This is a genomic window from Duganella sp. SG902 (assembly GCF_013376005.1).
Classification (GTDB): Bacteria; Pseudomonadota; Gammaproteobacteria; order Burkholderiales; family Burkholderiaceae_D; genus Rugamonas.
In genome coordinates, this window is sequence record NZ_JABMJK010000008.1 from 144383 (window position 1) to 160172 (window position 15790).

12 protein-coding genes and 1 riboswitch are annotated in these 15790 nt (G+C 65.1%); of the genes, 8 read left to right on the forward strand and 4 right to left on the reverse strand.

The features are described from left to right. The first annotated feature begins 56 nt into the window (after positions 1 to 56). From FHW83_RS18200 to FHW83_RS18235, 8 genes are all read left to right on the forward strand, one after another. Positions 57 to 2288, forward strand: coding sequence for a cation-translocating P-type ATPase (locus FHW83_RS18200; RefSeq protein ID WP_229224254.1), 2232 nt, complete (start codon positions 57 to 59; stop codon positions 2286 to 2288). Next, complete coding sequence (gene cueR, locus FHW83_RS18205; protein ID WP_176647754.1) at positions 2285 to 2671, forward strand: Cu(I)-responsive transcriptional regulator; 387 nt, start codon at positions 2285 to 2287, stop codon at positions 2669 to 2671. Before FHW83_RS18200 ends, cueR begins: the two co-directional genes overlap by 4 nt. Before the next feature lie 99 nt (positions 2672 to 2770). Continuing rightward, positions 2771 to 2988: riboswitch (cobalamin riboswitch) on the forward strand. Between the two features lie 77 nt (positions 2989 to 3065). Next, positions 3066 to 3632, forward strand: a complete 567-nt coding sequence (locus FHW83_RS18210) for a MotA/TolQ/ExbB proton channel family protein (RefSeq protein WP_176647755.1) — start codon at positions 3066 to 3068, stop codon at positions 3630 to 3632. Position 3633: 1 nt separating this feature from the next. Beyond that, the gene (locus tag FHW83_RS18215) at positions 3634 to 3969 is read left to right on the forward strand and encodes a DUF2149 domain-containing protein (RefSeq protein ID WP_176647756.1); all 336 of its coding nucleotides are present in this window, start codon (positions 3634 to 3636) and stop codon (positions 3967 to 3969) included. Further along, entirely contained in the window at positions 3956 to 7948 is a 3993-nt protein-coding gene (locus FHW83_RS18220; RefSeq protein WP_176647757.1) for a cobaltochelatase subunit CobN, read from the forward strand. The genes FHW83_RS18215 and FHW83_RS18220 overlap by 14 nt, the downstream gene beginning before the upstream one ends. Further along, positions 7945 to 9981 (forward strand): TonB-dependent receptor, encoded by a 2037-nt coding sequence (locus FHW83_RS18225; protein ID WP_176647758.1) that lies wholly within the window; start codon positions 7945 to 7947, stop codon positions 9979 to 9981. Before FHW83_RS18220 ends, FHW83_RS18225 begins: the two co-directional genes overlap by 4 nt. Before the next feature lie 149 nt (positions 9982 to 10130). After that, positions 10131 to 11705, forward strand: a complete 1575-nt coding sequence (locus tag FHW83_RS18230; RefSeq protein ID WP_176647759.1) for a methyl-accepting chemotaxis protein — start codon at positions 10131 to 10133, stop codon at positions 11703 to 11705. Positions 11706 to 11732: 27 nt separating this feature from the next. After that, complete coding sequence (locus FHW83_RS18235) at positions 11733 to 12434, forward strand: glutathione S-transferase (RefSeq protein ID WP_176647760.1); 702 nt, start codon at positions 11733 to 11735, stop codon at positions 12432 to 12434. Here FHW83_RS18235 and FHW83_RS18240 read toward each other — a convergent pair whose 3' ends face one another. The 4 genes from FHW83_RS18240 to FHW83_RS18255 form a co-directional block, all read right to left on the reverse strand. Beyond that, a complete protein-coding gene (locus tag FHW83_RS18240) occupies positions 12435 to 12635 on the reverse strand; it encodes a heavy-metal-associated domain-containing protein (RefSeq protein WP_176647761.1) in 201 nt (66 codons plus the stop codon). 64 nt (positions 12636 to 12699) lie between these two features. Then, positions 12700 to 12990 carry a type II toxin-antitoxin system HicB family antitoxin gene (locus FHW83_RS18245; protein ID WP_176647762.1) on the reverse strand — a complete coding sequence of 97 codons (291 nt, stop codon included), beginning with the start codon at positions 12988 to 12990 and terminating at the stop codon, positions 12700 to 12702. A 283-nt stretch (positions 12991 to 13273) separates the two neighbouring features. Then, a complete protein-coding gene (locus tag FHW83_RS18250; RefSeq protein ID WP_176647763.1) occupies positions 13274 to 15079 on the reverse strand; it encodes a PhoH family protein in 1806 nt (601 codons plus the stop codon). A gap of 236 nt (positions 15080 to 15315) precedes the next feature. Further along, positions 15316 to 15771 carry a peroxiredoxin gene (locus FHW83_RS18255; RefSeq protein ID WP_176647764.1) on the reverse strand — a complete coding sequence of 152 codons (456 nt, stop codon included), beginning with the start codon at positions 15769 to 15771 and terminating at the stop codon, positions 15316 to 15318. Positions 15772 to 15790: the final 19 nt, after the last annotated feature.

A 15790-nucleotide genomic window follows, 5' to 3' on the forward strand; every position in this document is an offset into this window, starting at 1 on the left:
CCTTCCCATCGTGGGATACTTGATGCTGTAGTTGGTATAACAGCGTCGGGTGTCCCATGAACCAGCAAGCGATCAAAATTGAAGGCATGAGCTGCGCCTCCTGCGGGGGCAGGGTGGAGCGGGTGCTGGCGGCCGTTCCGGGCGTTGACAAGGTCAGCGTCAACCTCGCCACCGAGATGGCGCGGGTGGAATCGGCCGAGCCGGTGGACTTCGCCGTGCTGGCGCAGGCGGTCGACAAGGCCGGCTATCAGGCCTTGCCGCTCGAGCCGGCCGTGAGCGCGTCCGCCCACACCGGCCCCGCGGACCCCGCCGGTGCGGCGACGGCGGCCGCTGGCCCCGCTCCCCGCGTAATGAACCTGATCCCCTCGGGCGGCCTCGCCGTGTTGATGGCAGCGCTGTTTTCCCTCCCGCTACTGTTACCCATGCTGCTTGAGCTGGCCGGCATCCACTGGATGCTGGACGGCCGCCTGCAATGGTTGCTGGCGACGCCGGTCCAGTTCTGGCTGGGCGCGCGCTTCTATCGCGCTGGCTGGCTGGCCGCCCGCGCGCGCAGCGGCAACATGGACCTGCTGGTGGCCATCGGCACCAGCGCCGCCTATGGCCTGAGCGTCTACCAACTGCTGTCGGCGGCCGCCATGCCGCACCTGTACTTCGAGGCCTCCTCCGTGGTCATCACACTGGTCCTGCTGGGCAAGTGGCTGGAAGCGCGCGCCAAGCGCCAGACCACCGCCGCCATCCGCGCGCTGCAGACGTTGCGTCCCGAATCCGCCCGCGTGCGCCGCGACGGCCAGGATGTTGACGTCGCCATCAGTGACGTGCGCGTTGGCGACATCATCGTCATCCGCCCCGGCGAGCGCATCGCCGCCGACGGCGTGGTCAGCGAGGGCGCCAGCCACGTCGACGAAGCGCTGATCACCGGCGAAAGCCTGCCGGTCGCGCGTCACGCCGGCGAGCGCGTAACGGGCGGCGCCATCAACGGCGAAGGCCTGCTGCTGGTGCGCGTGACCGCGATCGGCGCCGAGAGCACACTGGCGCGCATCATTCGGTTGGTGGAGGATGCGCAGGCGGCCAAGGCGCCGGTGCAGCACCTGGTCGACCGCGTCAGCGCGGTGTTCGTGCCAGTGGTGCTGGTGCTGGCGCTGCTGACCTTGGCCGGCTGGTGGCTCGCGGGCGGCGATGTGGAACAGGCCATCATCAACGCGGTGGCGGTGCTGGTGATCGCCTGTCCGTGCGCGCTGGGGCTGGCCACGCCGGCCGCCATCATGGCCGGCACCGGCGTCGCCGCGCGCCACGGCATCCTGATCAAGGACGCGGAGGCGCTGGAGCTGGCGCACCGCATCACCACCGTGGCGTTCGACAAAACCGGCACGCTGACCGAAGGCCAGCCATCGCTGGCGGCGCTGGCGCCGGCGCCGGGCGTGGAGCAGGCGCGCCTGCTGTCGCTGGCGGCCGCCGTCCAGCGGGGCAGCGAACATCCGCTGGCGCGCGCCGTCCAGCAAGCGGCGGGCGCCAACGCCGCGCCGCTGACGGCGGCCGAGGTGAGCGCGCTGCCGGGGCGCGGCGTGGCGGCCACGGTGGACGGCGCGCGGCTGGTGCTGGGCAGCTCGCGGCTGATGCGGGAGCAGGGCGTGGCGCTGTCCGCGCTGACGGCCCGCGCCGAGGAGCTGGAGCGCACAGGCCACACCATCTCCTGGCTGGCCGACGCCGGCGCGAAACAGCTGCTCGGCCTGCTCGCCTTCGGCGACCGCATCAAGCCACAAGCGCGGGTCGCCATCGAAGCGCTGCACGCCATGCGCATCGACACCGTCCTGCTCACCGGCGACAACCAGGGCAGCGCGGACGCCGTCGGCGCGCAACTGGGCGTACGGCGCGTTGTCGCCAACATGCTGCCGGCCGACAAAGCCGGCGCGATCGCCGGGTTGAGGCGCGAGCACGCCACCATCGCCATGGTTGGCGACGGCATCAACGACGCCCCGGCGCTGGCGGCGGCGGACGTCGGCATCGCCATGTCCAGCGGCACCGACGTCGCCATGCACGCCGCCGGCGTCACCCTGATGCGTGGCGATCCCGCGCTGGTGGCGGCGGCGATCCAGATCTCGCGCCGCAGCTACAACAAAATCCGCCAGAACCTGTTCTGGGCCTTCATCTACAACCTGATCGGCATCCCGCTGGCCGCCTTCGGCCTGCTCAACCCCATGGTCGCCGGCGGCGCCATGGCGCTGAGTTCGGTGAGCGTGATCAGCAACGCGCTGCTGTTGCGCCGTTGGAAACCGGAGAAGCAAGCATGAACATCGGCCAAGCCGCGACCGCCACTGGCGTTTCCGCGAAAATGATCCGCTACTACGAAAGCATCGCCCTGATCCCGCCGGGCAAGCGCACCGACGCCGGCTATCGGATCTACGGCGAGAACGACCTGCACACGCTGCGCTTCGTGAAACGCGCGCGCCAGCTGGGCTTCTCGCTCGACCAGATCCGCGAATTGCTGTCGCTGTGGCAGAACAAGGAGCGCGCCAGCGCCGACGTCAAAACCATCGCCATGGGGCACGTGGCGCAGCTCAACCAGCGCATCGCCGAACTGACCGAAATGCGCGACACCCTGCAAACCCTGGCCAGCTGCTGCCACGGCGACCATCGGCCCGACTGCCCCATCCTCCAAAGCCTCGCCAGCTAACTCCGGGGTCAGGTCCTCCATTTCTACACGAGCCCAGCGGTAGGCACGCCTACCGCTGGGCTCGTGTAGAAATGGAGGACCTGACCCCGGATTTTCAGTATAATCTCGCCACGTTTTGGTGCCCGCGTGCCTGTCCAGGTGCGCAGTTAAACGGGAAACAGGAACCTTCACCGGCCAGCCTGTGCTGCCCCCGCAACGGTCAACGAGCGTCGTCATACGACGACAACCCGCTTCGCTAAACCACTGTGCTTCATGCATGGGAAGGTCAGGCGGGTCGCTTGCCAGCCCGGATACCGGCCAAACAGGTGGAAATGCGCCATGCGTCACCAGCATTTCTGTTCAATCCGCTCACGGGGAGGTGAGCGGTTTGCGCCCTGATTTTCACAATCCGTCTATGCAAAATCTGCCTGTCGACGCAGCGATTCATTCTATTGAAACGCTGCTGTACTCCATTTCCAATCTGCTTTACCTGCCGGTATTGCTCGGCATCGCCGCGCTGGTGCTGCATATGCTGGTGTGCTTCGGCACCTTCGCCGCCGAGTGGCTCGAGCGCCGCCGTGGCGTGCGCATGCTGGTCGCCACCGCCAAGCAGGAGATGGCCGCCGCGCTCGCCGCCAAGGAGGGCCAGCCGGCCCTGGACGCGCGACTCGAACGCGTGGTGCAGCGCGCCGACGCCAGCGGCGTGCGCCGCCTCGACGGCGTGCGCTTCGTGGTGCGCGTCGGCCCCGCGCTCGGCCTGATGGGCACCCTGATCCCGATGGGCATCTCGCTGGCCGGCCTGGCCCAGGGCAATCTGCCGAAGATGGCCGAGTCGATGACCACCGCCTTCACCGCCACCGTGGTCGGCCTGGCGTGCAGCGTCAGCGCCTACGTGCTGACGCTGGTGCGCGAGCATTGGCTGCGCAGCGACCTGACCGAGATCGCGTTCGCCGCCGAGACGCTGCTGGCGGCGGAGGGCTGACATGCGCTATCTGAACAAGCATCGCTATAGCCGCCACGGTGAGCATGGCGAGGATCCGCTATCGGGCGTGGCCAACCTGTTCGACGCCAGTATCGTGTTCATCGTGGCGATGATGCTGGCGCTGTTCTCGGCCTGGAACATGATGGATCTGCTGGATCCGAACTCCGAAGTCACCATCGCCAAGAAGACCGCCGACGGCCGCGTGGAAGTGCTGACCAAGAAGGGCGCGGAGATCAAGGTGAGCAAGGTCAGCGACAAGCCGCTGTCCGGCTCCGGAAAACGATTGGGCACCGCGTACCAACTGCCTGATGGGAAGGTGATCTATGTTCCGGAATAAGTTATGGGTGTTGGCGGCACTGCTGTTGTCGCTATGCGTCGGCGGCCACGTGCACTCGGCGCAGGCGCCGCGCACGCTGGCGCTGATGCTGGGCGATGTCGAATCGCGCCCGACAGTGCTGGCCGTGCGCGGCTTGCGGGACGAGTTGAAGGAGCTTAATCTCAGCATCCGCATCGTTCCGGTGAACGGTCTGACGCCGGCGGACCGCAATGCGTTGGCAAGCGCCGATGTGGCGGTCATCAGCGTCAAGGGACGCCAGGCCATGGCCGGCCTGACCGCCGAGTTGCAGGCGCTGCAAAAGGCGCGCAAGCCGGTGTTCGCGGTTGGCTCCATCGATGACAGCCTGCGCGAGCTGGGCGTGCGCGATGATAAGACCATCCAGGCTTATCACGCCGAGGGCGGCGTGGAGAACATCGGCAATATGCTGCGCTACATCCTGCGCAACAGCTTTGGCTCCAAGGTCGGCGTGGCGCCGGTGCACGCGATGCCCGAATCGGGCCTGTACGATGTGCAGGCCAACCGCACCGTCGGCAGCTTTGACGATTACGTGCGCGGCTACGCGCATCACAAGCCGGGCGCGCCATGGATCGCCGTGCCGTTTTATCGCGCCAGCCTGGTGGCGGGGCAAACGCTGCCGCTGGCCGCCAGCGTCGCACGCCTGGAGGCGAGCGGCTACAACGTGGCGCCGGTGTTTGGCTATCCATATGAGGTGCCGCTCAAGCTTCTGCTCGACGAAAACGGCAAGAGCCGCGTGGACCTGATCGTCGCGCTGGGCATGAAGGTGGGCGGTACCGCCAGCGTTGGCGCGCTGCTGGACCAGATCGGCGTGCCGGCGATTAACGCCATCACCCTGAGCCAGCAATCGCTGACGCAATGGCAGGAATCCAAGGTGGGCCTCGATATCATCGAGCGCACCTGGCAGCTGGCCGGCGCGGAGGCGGCGGGCCTGATCCAGCCGACGGTGGTGGCCAGCCGCGAACGCATCAGCGATGCGCAGACCGGCCTGGCCTACGTGGAGGAGACGCCGATCGCGGAGCGCATCGAACGTCTCAACGAACGCGTGGCGGCATGGCTGGCGCTGCGCCAGCAGGCCAACGCCGACAAGCGCGTGGCCATGATTTACTTTAACTACCCGCACGGCTCCGAGACCATCGGCGCGGCCTATCTGAACGTGCTGCCGGAAAGCCTGTGGCAAATCGTCCAGCGCCTCAAGCATGAGGGCTACCGCACCGGCGACGCGCTGCCGGCCAGCGAGGACGAGCTGCAAGGCGAGATCCAGAAGTGGGGCAATTATCCCGGCAAGTCCAGGGGCGATTACATGGCGGGCCTGAAGCACCTGGCGGAAAGCGGCCAGGCCTTGCTGGTGCCGCTGTCCGACTATCAGCAGTGGTTCGCCAAACTGCCGCAGCCGTTGCGCGCTTCGATCGAGCAGTCGTGGGGCAAACCGGAGAAGGCGCCGGTCCTGTGGCGCAATGTGAGGGGGGAGGCGTTCTTCGTTTATCCGGCGCGCCGCTTCGGCAACGTGCTGATGGCGCCGCAGCCAGGCCGCGCATGGGAGCAGAACCTGGAGAAGCTGCACAATGAGGTCAGCATGCCGCCCTCGCACGAGTACATCGCGTTTTATCTGTGGCTGCAAAAAGACTTCCAGGCGCACGCGGTCATGCACATCGGCACCCATGGCACGCAGGAGTGGCTGACCGGTAAGGAGGCCGGCCTGTCGGAGGCCGATCCGACCGAGGCGCTGATGGGCGCCATGCCCAACATCTATCCCTACGTGATGGACGACGTGGGCGAGGGCATACAGGCCAAGCGACGCGGCATGGCGACCATTATCGATCATATGACGCCGCCGTTCGATGTGGCGGGCCTGAATCCCGATCTGCGCGAATTGGGTGCACTGCTCAACGACTACCGCGTGGCGGAACAAAAAAGCCCGCTGCTGGCGGCCAGCCACTTGAAAGCCATCAATCGCCTCGCCGCCAAGAGCGGCGTGTTGAAGGACATGAAGAAGGCGTCGCTGCAGTCCGAAGCCGACATGGAAGCATTGGAGGAGTATCTCGACGACACCGGCAACAAGCTGACGCCATTCGGCTTGCATACCTTCGGCGTGGCGCCTGCGGCCGAGCAGCGCAACGCCACCGCGCGCGCCGTGGTCAGCCTCGATACCACGTCCACCCCGGAGCAGAAGGTCAAGCGTATAGCGCAGCTGGAAGCGGATATCGAGCAAAGCGCGCAGCTGGAGCTGGACCGCCTGATGCAGGCGCTGTCCGGACGCTACATCCCGACCGGCGCCAGCGCGGATCTGGTGCGCAATCCGAACGCGCTGCCCACCGGGCGTAACTTCTTCGGCCTCGATCCCTCGCGCATTCCAAGCAAAACCACCTACGAAGCCGGCGCCAAACTGGCGCAGCAACTGGTGGATGATTACCGCAAGCGCCATGGCGTCTATCCGGAAAAGCTCAGCATGAATCTGTGGGGCGTGGAGACTTCGCGCCACGAGGGCGTGATGGAAGCTCAGGCCATGTCGCTGATGGGCATCCGTCCAACGTGGGATGAGCGTGGCCGCGTCACCGGCGTGGAGGCGCTGAGCCGCAAACAGCTGGGCCGCCCGCGCGTGGACGTTACGCTGGTGTCCTCCGGCTTGTTCCGCGACCTGTTCCCCAACTTGCTGACGCTGATGGACCAGGCGGCGCAGCTGGCGCAGAAGCAGGACGATGAAGGCGGCAACGTCATGACGGCCCACAGCCGCAAGACAGCCGCCGCGTTGACCGCGAGCGGCATCACTGCTGAGGAGGCGCAGCGCATGGCGTCGGTGCGCATCTTCGGCGTGCCGAGTGGTGCGTACGGCACCCAGATCGAGAAGCTGATCCCGCTCACCAACGCCTGGCAGAACGAGAAGGAAGTGGCGGACGTGTTCATCAACCGCATGAGCCATCCGTTCGGCGCCGGCTACTGGGGCGATGACAAGGCCAATCCGGAGCAGCGCCGCGCGCTGTTCAAGCAGGCGCTGTCCGGCAGCCAGATCGCGCTGCACAGCCGCTCCAGCAATTTGTTCGCGACGCTGGATAACGACGACTTCTTCCAGTACCTCGGCGGCACCGCGATGGCGATCCGCAGCGTGGACGGCAAGACGCCCGAGGTGATGGTGAGCGACCTCGCCAATCCGCGCCGCGCCACCCACAAGACGCTGGAGCAGTACATGGGCCAGGAGATGCAGTCGCGCTACCTGAACCCGCGCTGGGCCGACTCGATGCTGAAGGAGGGCTATTCCGGCGCACGCTACATCAATCGCGTGGTGGATTATCTGTGGGCGTGGCAGGTGACGGTGCCCGAGGTGGTGGATGACGGCAAGTGGCAGCGCATGTACGACACCTACGTGGCGGACCGCCATGGCCTGAAGGTGCGCGAGCGCTTCGCGGCCGCCGGCAACCTGCGCGCGTTCCAGGCGGTGACCGATCGTATGCTCAGCGCCATCGAGCGTGGCTACTGGAAGCCAAGCGACGCGGTGTTCAGGAAACTGGAGCAAATGAATGCCACTGCCATCAAGGACGCGGGCGTGTCGTGCAGTGCCGACTCGTGCAGCAAGGCGACGTTAAAAATAGCGCCGCAATTCAACGCCGACTTCGTTCCAAACGTCGGCACCAATGCCTCGATCATTCGAGGAGCCGCCAACGCCGCGCGCGCGGGTGGCGCGGCGCCGTCACCGCAGGTGGCGATGCAAAACGCCGCCGCCGAGTTGAAAGCCCTTCAGGCAAAAGCTGAAACTCAGCCACCGCCCGCGCCGCGACCGGCGGCCAACATCAAGACCGAAGCCGCGGACGCCAAAGTCAGCGGCTTTGAAATGCAAACCATGTCCAACCTCACACCGGTGCAAAAGACCGTGGGCACGCTCGCGCTGCTGGCGCTTGCCGCCGCGCTGGTGGGCGCGGGTTATGTCAGCCGCCGTAACAAACTTCGCAAATTGAAAGGCTTTGTATGATCCGGATGTCCCTCGTGGCGCTGGCTGCCGTGTTGCCGCTGGCCGCTTATGCGGAAACCGTCGATACCACCATCGAAGTGCGCGGACACTACGACAACGGTGTCGGCACGTCCGGCGCGGCCAGCCAGGGCGCGGTGACGGCGGACCTGATCGCCAATCGTCCGGCCTTGCGCCCGGGCGAGTTGCTGGAGTTTGTGCCGGGCGTGATCGTCACGCAGCACAGTGGCGACGGCAAGGCCAATCAGTACTTCCTGCGCGGCTTCAATCTGGATCACGGCACTGACTTCGCGACCTTTGTCGACGGCATGCCTGTCAACATGCGCACCCACGCGCACGGCCAGGGTTATACGGACCTGAACTTCCTGATCCCGGAACTGGTGGACCGCATCAATTACAAGAAAGGCCCGTACTACGCCGACGAAGGCGACTTCGCGTCGGCCGGCGCGGCGCACATGGCGCTGGCGAACAAGCTGAAAGAAAACACCGCCAGCGTGACGGTGGGCGAGAACCAGTATTACCGTTCGGTGGCGACCGGTTCCACGCCGCTTGGCGCTGGAAACCTGGTGTACGGCGCGGAGCTGGCGCATAACAATGGCCCGTGGGTGACGCCGGAAGCTTTCCACAAGAGCCTCGGTGTGCTGCGCTACGCGCAGGGCGCCAGCGATGACCAGTTCAGCGTGACCGGCATGTTCTACAAGGGCGCGTGGCACGCGAGCACGCAGATCCCGCTGCGCGCGGTGGCGATTGGCGAGCTCGATCCCTACGGTGCGATCGACAGCAGCGATGGCGGACGCACTTCGCGCTACAGCTTGTCCGCCGCGCTGCGCAAACGCGGCAGCGATACGCTGCTGCAGGCCAGCGGCTACCTGGTGCAATCGAGCCTGACGCTGTTCAACGACTTCACTTACTTCCTTGATGATCCGGTCAACGGTGATCAAGGGCGCCAGACCGAGAAGCGCCGCATGGGTGGCTTCGATGTGGCGCAGACGTGGTTCAGTCATTGGGGCGGGCTGGATGTCAGCAACAAGATGGGTGTGCAGGGCCGCTACGATTATCTGTCGCCGCTTTCGCTGTACGCCACGCGCAACCAGCAACCGCTGCGCGCCATCTCCGAATCGACCGTGAAGGAGGGCAGCGTGGGCGCCTACCTGGAGAACACGGTGCAGTGGCGCGACTGGCTGCGTACCACGGCCGGCTTGCGCTACGACCGTTATCGCTTCGATGTGGACAGCAACATCGCGGAGAACTCGGGCAAGGTCAGTGCCGGCACCACGTCGCCGAAATTCTCGGTGGTGCTGGGGCCTTGGGCCAAGACCGAATTCTTCGTCAACTACGGCGAGGGCTTTCACAGCAACGACGCGCGCGGCACCACGGTGCACCTGACGCCGAAGGAGCGCGAGCCTATCGATCCCGTCACGCCGCTGGTGAAGACGCGCGGCGCGGAGATTGGCGCGCGCACCGAGTTCCTGCCTGGCCTGCAAAGTTCGCTGGCCGTGTGGAAGCTGCGCTCGGATTCCGAACTGGTGTTCTCCGGCGACGCTGGCGACACTTCGCCAAGCCGTGGCAGCTACCGTTCCGGCATCGAATGGAACAACCATTACATCGCCAACGCCTGGCTGTTGTTCGACCTGGATCTGGCCTACTCGCGCGGGCACTACACCGAGCATGACGCGGCCGGCGATTATATTCCCGGCGCGATTGGCAAGGTGGCGTCGTTCGGTGCGACCATCACGGACCTGGGTCCGTGGTCGGGGGCATTCCAGATGCGCTACTTCGGCCCGCGTCCTTTGATCGAGGATGACAGCGTGCGTTCGGCCACCACGGCGATCGCTTACGCGCGCGTCGGCTACAAGTTCAACCGTCGCTGGTCGGCGTCGCTGGACGCCTTCAACCTGTTCGACCGCAGGGTGAGCGACGTGGATTACTACTACGCCTCGCGCCTGCCGGGCGAGCCGGCGGAAGGCGTGGACGATATCCACTACCACCCGGCCGAACGCCGCACGTTCCGTCTGACCGTGAAGGCCGTCTTCTAACCGTGACCGCCGCGCCGGGCTGGATGGGTGTTTCCCGACTGAAAAATCAGGATTGCCTGATAGTCCGCGCCAAGGGCTTGCCGTACGCTTGAGTATTGTCGGCGGCAAGCGGTTCCCATCACGTCTTCCGCCGTCTGAGCGGAGATGAAATGAAAATCAAGGACTGGAAAATCGGCACCCGGCTCGGTGGCGCGTTCGCGCTGCTGCTGGTGCTTATGGCCGGCTGTGTCGGGCTTAGTATCTGGAGCCTGAGCCTGCTGCACGAGCGCACGGCAAGGATTGTTGATGATAAATATCCGAAGACGGTGCTGGCATACGAGGTGCTGGATCTCGTCAATCGCAATGCCAGCGTCATGCGCAATATGCTCACGCCGACGGGCCGCGAGGAGATCGGCAAGGAGCGGCGGACGCTGCTCGACAACGGCAAGGAGCTCGCGGCCGATCTCGACAAGCTGGACGCTTTGATCAAGTCGAATGCCGGCAAGGCGCTGTTCAAGGCGATCCAGGAGGCCAACCTCAGCTACGGCGCGTCGCAGCAGGCTTTTGTGGCGCTGGCCGAGGGCGGCAGCCAGCCCGAGGCGTCGGAATTGCTGCGCACCCGCGTGCAGCAGGACCAGCGGCGCTACGTGGAGGCCGCGCGGGCGCTGATCCAGCATCAGGACAGCAGCCTGATCGAAACCGGCATACAGGCCGAACAACTGTACCGCTCCACGGCGCACATCGTGCTGGGGCTGGCCCTGGCGGCGCTGGTGCTGGCCGTGGCCATGGCGTGGTACATCACGCGCTCCATTACCCGGCCGCTGCGGCGGGCGGTGGAGATCGCCCGCACGGTGGCGAGCGGCGATCTGAGCGGCGTGATCGCCGACGGCTCGAAAGACGAGACCGGATTGCTGCTGCACGCCATGCGGGACATGCGGGACAGCCTGGTGCGCATCGTCAGCACGGTGCGCGCCGGCGCCGACACCATTGCCACCGCGTCCGCGCAGATCGCCGTCGGCACGCTGGACTTGTCCTCGCGCACCGAGCAGCAAGCCAGCTCGCTGCAGGAGACCGCGTCGTCGATGGAGCAGTTGGCGTCGGCGGTGCAACACAACGCCGACAACGCCCGCCACGGCAATCAACTGGCGCTCGCGGCGACGCAGGTGGCCAGCCAGGGCGGGGCCGACGTGCTGCAGCTGGCCGCCACCATGGAAGCCATCAGCGCGGCGGCGAGGAACATCGGTGAAATCACCGCTGTCATCGATGGCATCTCGTTCCAGACCAACATCCTGGCCCTCAACGCCGCGGTGGAGGCGGCGCGCGCCGGGGAGCAGGGACGTGGCTTTGCCGTTGTCGCGTCCGAGGTGAGGGCGCTGGCGCAGCGCTCGGCGGGCGCCTCGCGGGAAATCCGCGGCCTGATCGAGGATTCGGTCGCCAAGGTGGCCGAGGGCGGCAAGCTGGCCTCCGAGGCGGGCGACACGATGCTGCGGGTGGTCGACAGTATCAAGCAAGTGGCCGGGATGATGACGGAGATGTCGGCGGCGAACCAGGAACAGTCCCACGGCATAGGGCAGGTCAACCAGGCCATCACGCAGATGGACGCGGTTACCCAGCAAAACGCCGCCCTGGTCGAACAGGCCGCCGCTGCCTCGCAATCCCTGCAGCACCAGGCCAGCAACCTGACCCGCTGCGTGAGTGTGTTCAAGCTCGATGGCGGCAGGCAAGTCCTGATTGGTGCGGCCTGAGCGGCGGGTTGGTGCTACCATCGCCGCATGAGCTATCAACTTTTGTATTGGCCCGGCCTGCAAGGGCGTGGCGAGTTTGTCCGGCTGGCGCTGGAGGAGGCCGGCGTGCCGTACGTCGACATGGCGTTGCGCAAGGACGGCATGCCGAAGATCGTCGCCAGCCTGGATGCAGGCAAGGTCGATCATCCATCGTTTGCGCCGCCGGTGCTGAAGGCCGGCGATCTGTTGATCGGGCAGACCGCCAATATCCTGATGTACCTCGGCGCCAAGCACAAGCTGGCGCCGCGCGCGGAGGCGGGGCGCTTGTGGGCCAATCAGCTGCAGCTGACGATCGCCGACATCGTCAGCGAGGCGCACGACACGCACCATCCGATTTCCACCAACCTGTATTACGAGGACCAGAAGAAGGAAGCGAAAGCGCGCGCCAGGGATTTCCGCGAAGAGCGGATTCCGAAATTCCTCAATTATTTCGAGAGCGTGGTACGGGGCGGGCACGCGGTGGGCTCGCGCCTGTCGTATGTGGACCTGTCGCTGTTCCAGCTGATCGAAGGGTTGCGTTACGCCTTCCCGAAAACCATGGCGCGGCTGGAGCCTTCGTATCCCAAACTGATCGCGCTGCACGACAAGGTGGCGGCGCGTCCCAACATCGCCGCCTACCTGCAATCCAAACGCCGCATCCCGTTCAACGAGACCGGCATTTTCCGCCGCTATCCGGAGCTGGACAAATAGTCAGGCCGCGCTGGTGACGGGATAGCCGGCATCGGCGATGGCGGCCTGGATTGGCGCCAGAGGGGCGCCGCTGTCGATCCGGACGGACTTGGTGGCCAGGTCGATCTCCACCTTGGCCGCCGCATCCACGGCCTGCACCGCCTTGGTCACCGCACCCACGCAGTGACCGCAGCTCATGTTTTCGACTTGAAGCTGATACATCGCGCACTCCTCAAACAGTTTCGATGAGTACACTTTAATCCTTCCAGCGATGGGAAGGTCAAGCTCAATCTTCCGGCGGGTCGTCCAGTTTGGCCAGGTCGAGGCTGACCAGGGCCCAGATGCCGCCGGCGTAGTCGGGCTCCTGCGACAGGGTTTCAACCTCGGACGGGCGGATTTCGAACGGTTTGCCTTGCTCGACCAGCAGGCCCACGTGGCCGTAGATGGCCTTGGTGGCGTTGCTCATGGCTTTGTCCACTGTCTCGCCGGTGGTGACGCAGCCGGGGATGTCCGGCACCGTCACGTCATACTTCTTTTTGGCGTCCACGGTCTTCTGGATCAGGATAGGGATGTCCATGATGTCTCAACCTCAGCTAGGGCGCGAAAGACGGGCAAAATCAATGACTTGGGAGTTTAGTGTTATACAGGTCGGCGCCGGTTTCAAGCGTTTTCTTGGATGCCGTTAACGTCAATTTGTGTAATTGATATTGAGTGTTGCCGCAAGGACCGCATTCGTACTATGAGGGCCGCCCGGCGGGCGTTCGCACGCCGTTGTTGCCTTCGCCCGACAGCCACAAAAAATCAGCCCCGCCGGCATCGCTGCGGGCGGGGCTGGGAAACGAGCTAAACAGTTTAGATCGTTATAGGACGTCGCTGGCGTGGTCGGCCAGGCGCGAGCGTTCGCCGCGCGCCAGGGTGACGTGGCCGCTGTGCGACCAGCCCTTGAAGCGGTCGACCACATAGGTCAGGCCGCTCGAACCCTCGGTCAGGTAAGGCGTGTCGATCTGCGCGATGTTGCCCAGGCAGATGATCTTGGTGCCGGGACCGGCGCGCGTCACCAGCGTCTTGACCTGCTTCGGCGTCAGGTTCTGCGCCTCGTCGATGATCAGGAACTTGTTGACGAAGGTACGCCCGCGCATGAAGTTCAGCGACTTGATCTTGATGCGCGAACGGATCAGGTCCTGCGTCGCCGCCCGGCCCCACTCGCCGCCATCGGAATCGGACTTGTTGAGCACTTCGAGGTTGTCGTCGAACGCGCCCATCCATGGCGACATCTTCTCCTCCTCGGTGCCCGGCAGGAAACCGATGTCTTCGCCGACCGGCACCGTCACGCGGGTGACGATGATTTCGTTGTAGAGCTTGGTTTCCAGCACCTGCGCCAGGCCGGCCGCCAACGCCAGCAGGGTCTTGCCGGTGCCGGCCTGGCCGAGCAGGGTGACGAAGTCGCATTCCGGGTTCATCAGCAGGTTCAGCGCGAAGTTCTGCTCGCGGTTGCGCGCGGTCACGCCCCACACGTTGTTCTTGTTGTGGCTGAAGTCGCGCAGGGTTTGCAGCACGGCGGTCTTGCCGTTGATCTGCTTGACCTGGCCGTAGAACGGCGCCTCGCCATTCTTCGGCTCCAGGAACACGAACTGGTTGACCAGCATCGATGGCACGAACGGCCCGGTCACGCGGTAGAACGTGGCGCTCTGGCCGTTCTTGTTTTCCTGCCACGATTCGAGGTCCTTGCCGTGCTTGTTCCAGAAATCGTCCGGCAGCTGCACGATGCCCGAGTACAGCAGGTCGGTGTCTTCCAGCACGTGGTCGTTGAAGTAGTCCTCGGCCGGCAGGCCCAGCGCGCGCGCCTTGATGCGCATGTTGATGTCCTTCGACACCAGCACGATGGCGCGGCCTTCCTGCTCCGCCTCCAGCGAGCGCACCACGGACAGGATCTGGTTGTCCGCCTTGCCCGACGGCAGGCCGACCGGCAGCTCCGCCGTTTGCAGGCGGGTCTGGAAGTACAGGCGGCCCTTGGCGTCCTTGTTGCCCAGCTTGGACAGCGGGATGCCGTTCTCGATGGCGTCGTCGTCGGTGTTGGAGACCAGCGCGTCCAGCGTGCGCGACACCTGGCGGGCGTTGCGCGCCACCTCGGTCATGCCCTTCTTGTGGTTGTCCAGCTCTTCCAGCGTCATCATCGGCAGGTAGACGTCGTGCTCCTCGAAGCGGAACAGCGACGATGGATCGTGCATCAGCACGTTGGTGTCCAGCACGAACATCTTGGTGGCGCCGGTCTGGTCGGCGTGGCGGCTGGTGGAGGACTTGATGGTCACCTCGTTCAGCTTGTGCTTGGCCGGATGCGGCGCCTCGGCCGTGATCGGCGTGACCTTGCCGCGTGGCGAGGTCTTGCCCTTGGCCTCGACGGTGTCGGCGGCGGCTTGCAGCACCGCCGGCGCGGCCTTCAGGACGGCCGCCACGGCTTTGCCCTTGGCGGCTGGGGTTTTGGCTACTGCTGGTTTCTTTGCTGCGGGTACTGGTTTAACGGTCGCCGCCTTCTTCGGCGCTGGTGCAGGCTCCGGTGCGACGTCGGCGACTGCCGCGAGGGCAGGCGTTACGCGGCCGCTGGCCTTGGGGTAATCTTTTGCCAACAGTATAGTCGCTGGCTTACTAGGTATTTTTGGCAGTGGCATCAGGATCTCAATTGGAAAAATAAAGGAGGAATCCGCCATGGGGCGCGCGGCCGCATGGGGTGGATGCTTTAACGGAAAACAGGTGAAAGACTGCCGATGGGCATGGTTCCAGCCCGGTGAGTACCGCAAGGTGGCCGGCTGGCCACCGAGGAGGGTAAGAGGTACAGTGATGACTCAAAATGTGCGTAAGTTCCTGCTGGTTGAGCAAACCGGAACCGCAACGCGCATCGTAATGCTTAAGTCTGACGCGCGATAAATTCCAGCACTTCGTCGACGTGACCCGCCACCTTCACGCCTCTCCATTCTTTCACCAATTGGCCTTGAGCGTCAATCACAAACGTACTGCGCTCAACGCCGCGCACAGTCTTACCATACATTTGCTTCATCTTCATGACGCCAAACTGCTGGCAGACCGCTTCCTCCGGGTCCGAAATCAGCTCAAACGGCAGTCCCAGCTTGGCCTTGAAGCTTTCGTGCGAGCGCAGCGAGTCGCGGCTGATGCCGTAGATCTCGGCGCCGGCGGCGGCGAACTGCGCGTGCAGGTCGCGGAAGGCGATGTTTTCCGTGGTGCAGCCGGGGGTGTTGTCCTTGGGGTAGAAGAACAGCACGGTGTAACGGGCCGGACGGCCGGACAGCTGGAAGGTCTGGCCGCTGGTCATCGGCGCGGAAAAATCGGTTACTACGTCAGCCACAGGCGTCTCCTGAAGGGTA

What these genes read in the sequence shown, in the direction of transcription:
- FHW83_RS18235 (WP_176647760.1), top strand. Translation starts at nt 11,733, where the DNA reads ATGAGCTATCAACTTTTGTATTGGCCCGGCCTGCAAGGGCGTGGCGAG.
- FHW83_RS18250 (WP_176647763.1), bottom strand. Translation starts at nt 15,079, where the DNA reads ATGCCACTGCCAAAAATACCTAGTAAGCCAGCGACTATACTGTTGGCA.
- FHW83_RS18225 (WP_176647758.1), top strand. Translation starts at nt 7,945, where the DNA reads ATGATCCGGATGTCCCTCGTGGCGCTGGCTGCCGTGTTGCCGCTGGCC.
- FHW83_RS18210 (WP_176647755.1), top strand. Translation starts at nt 3,066, where the DNA reads ATGCAAAATCTGCCTGTCGACGCAGCGATTCATTCTATTGAAACGCTG.
- FHW83_RS18220 (WP_176647757.1), top strand. Translation starts at nt 3,956, where the DNA reads ATGTTCCGGAATAAGTTATGGGTGTTGGCGGCACTGCTGTTGTCGCTA.
- FHW83_RS18215 (WP_176647756.1), top strand. Translation starts at nt 3,634, where the DNA reads ATGCGCTATCTGAACAAGCATCGCTATAGCCGCCACGGTGAGCATGGC.
- FHW83_RS18200 (WP_229224254.1), top strand. Translation starts at nt 57, where the DNA reads ATGAACCAGCAAGCGATCAAAATTGAAGGCATGAGCTGCGCCTCCTGC.
- FHW83_RS18230 (WP_176647759.1), top strand. Translation starts at nt 10,131, where the DNA reads ATGAAAATCAAGGACTGGAAAATCGGCACCCGGCTCGGTGGCGCGTTC.
- FHW83_RS18240 (WP_176647761.1), bottom strand. Translation starts at nt 12,635, where the DNA reads ATGTATCAGCTTCAAGTCGAAAACATGAGCTGCGGTCACTGCGTGGGT.
- cueR (WP_176647754.1), top strand. Translation starts at nt 2,285, where the DNA reads ATGAACATCGGCCAAGCCGCGACCGCCACTGGCGTTTCCGCGAAAATG.
- FHW83_RS18245 (WP_176647762.1), bottom strand. Translation starts at nt 12,990, where the DNA reads ATGGACATCCCTATCCTGATCCAGAAGACCGTGGACGCCAAAAAGAAG.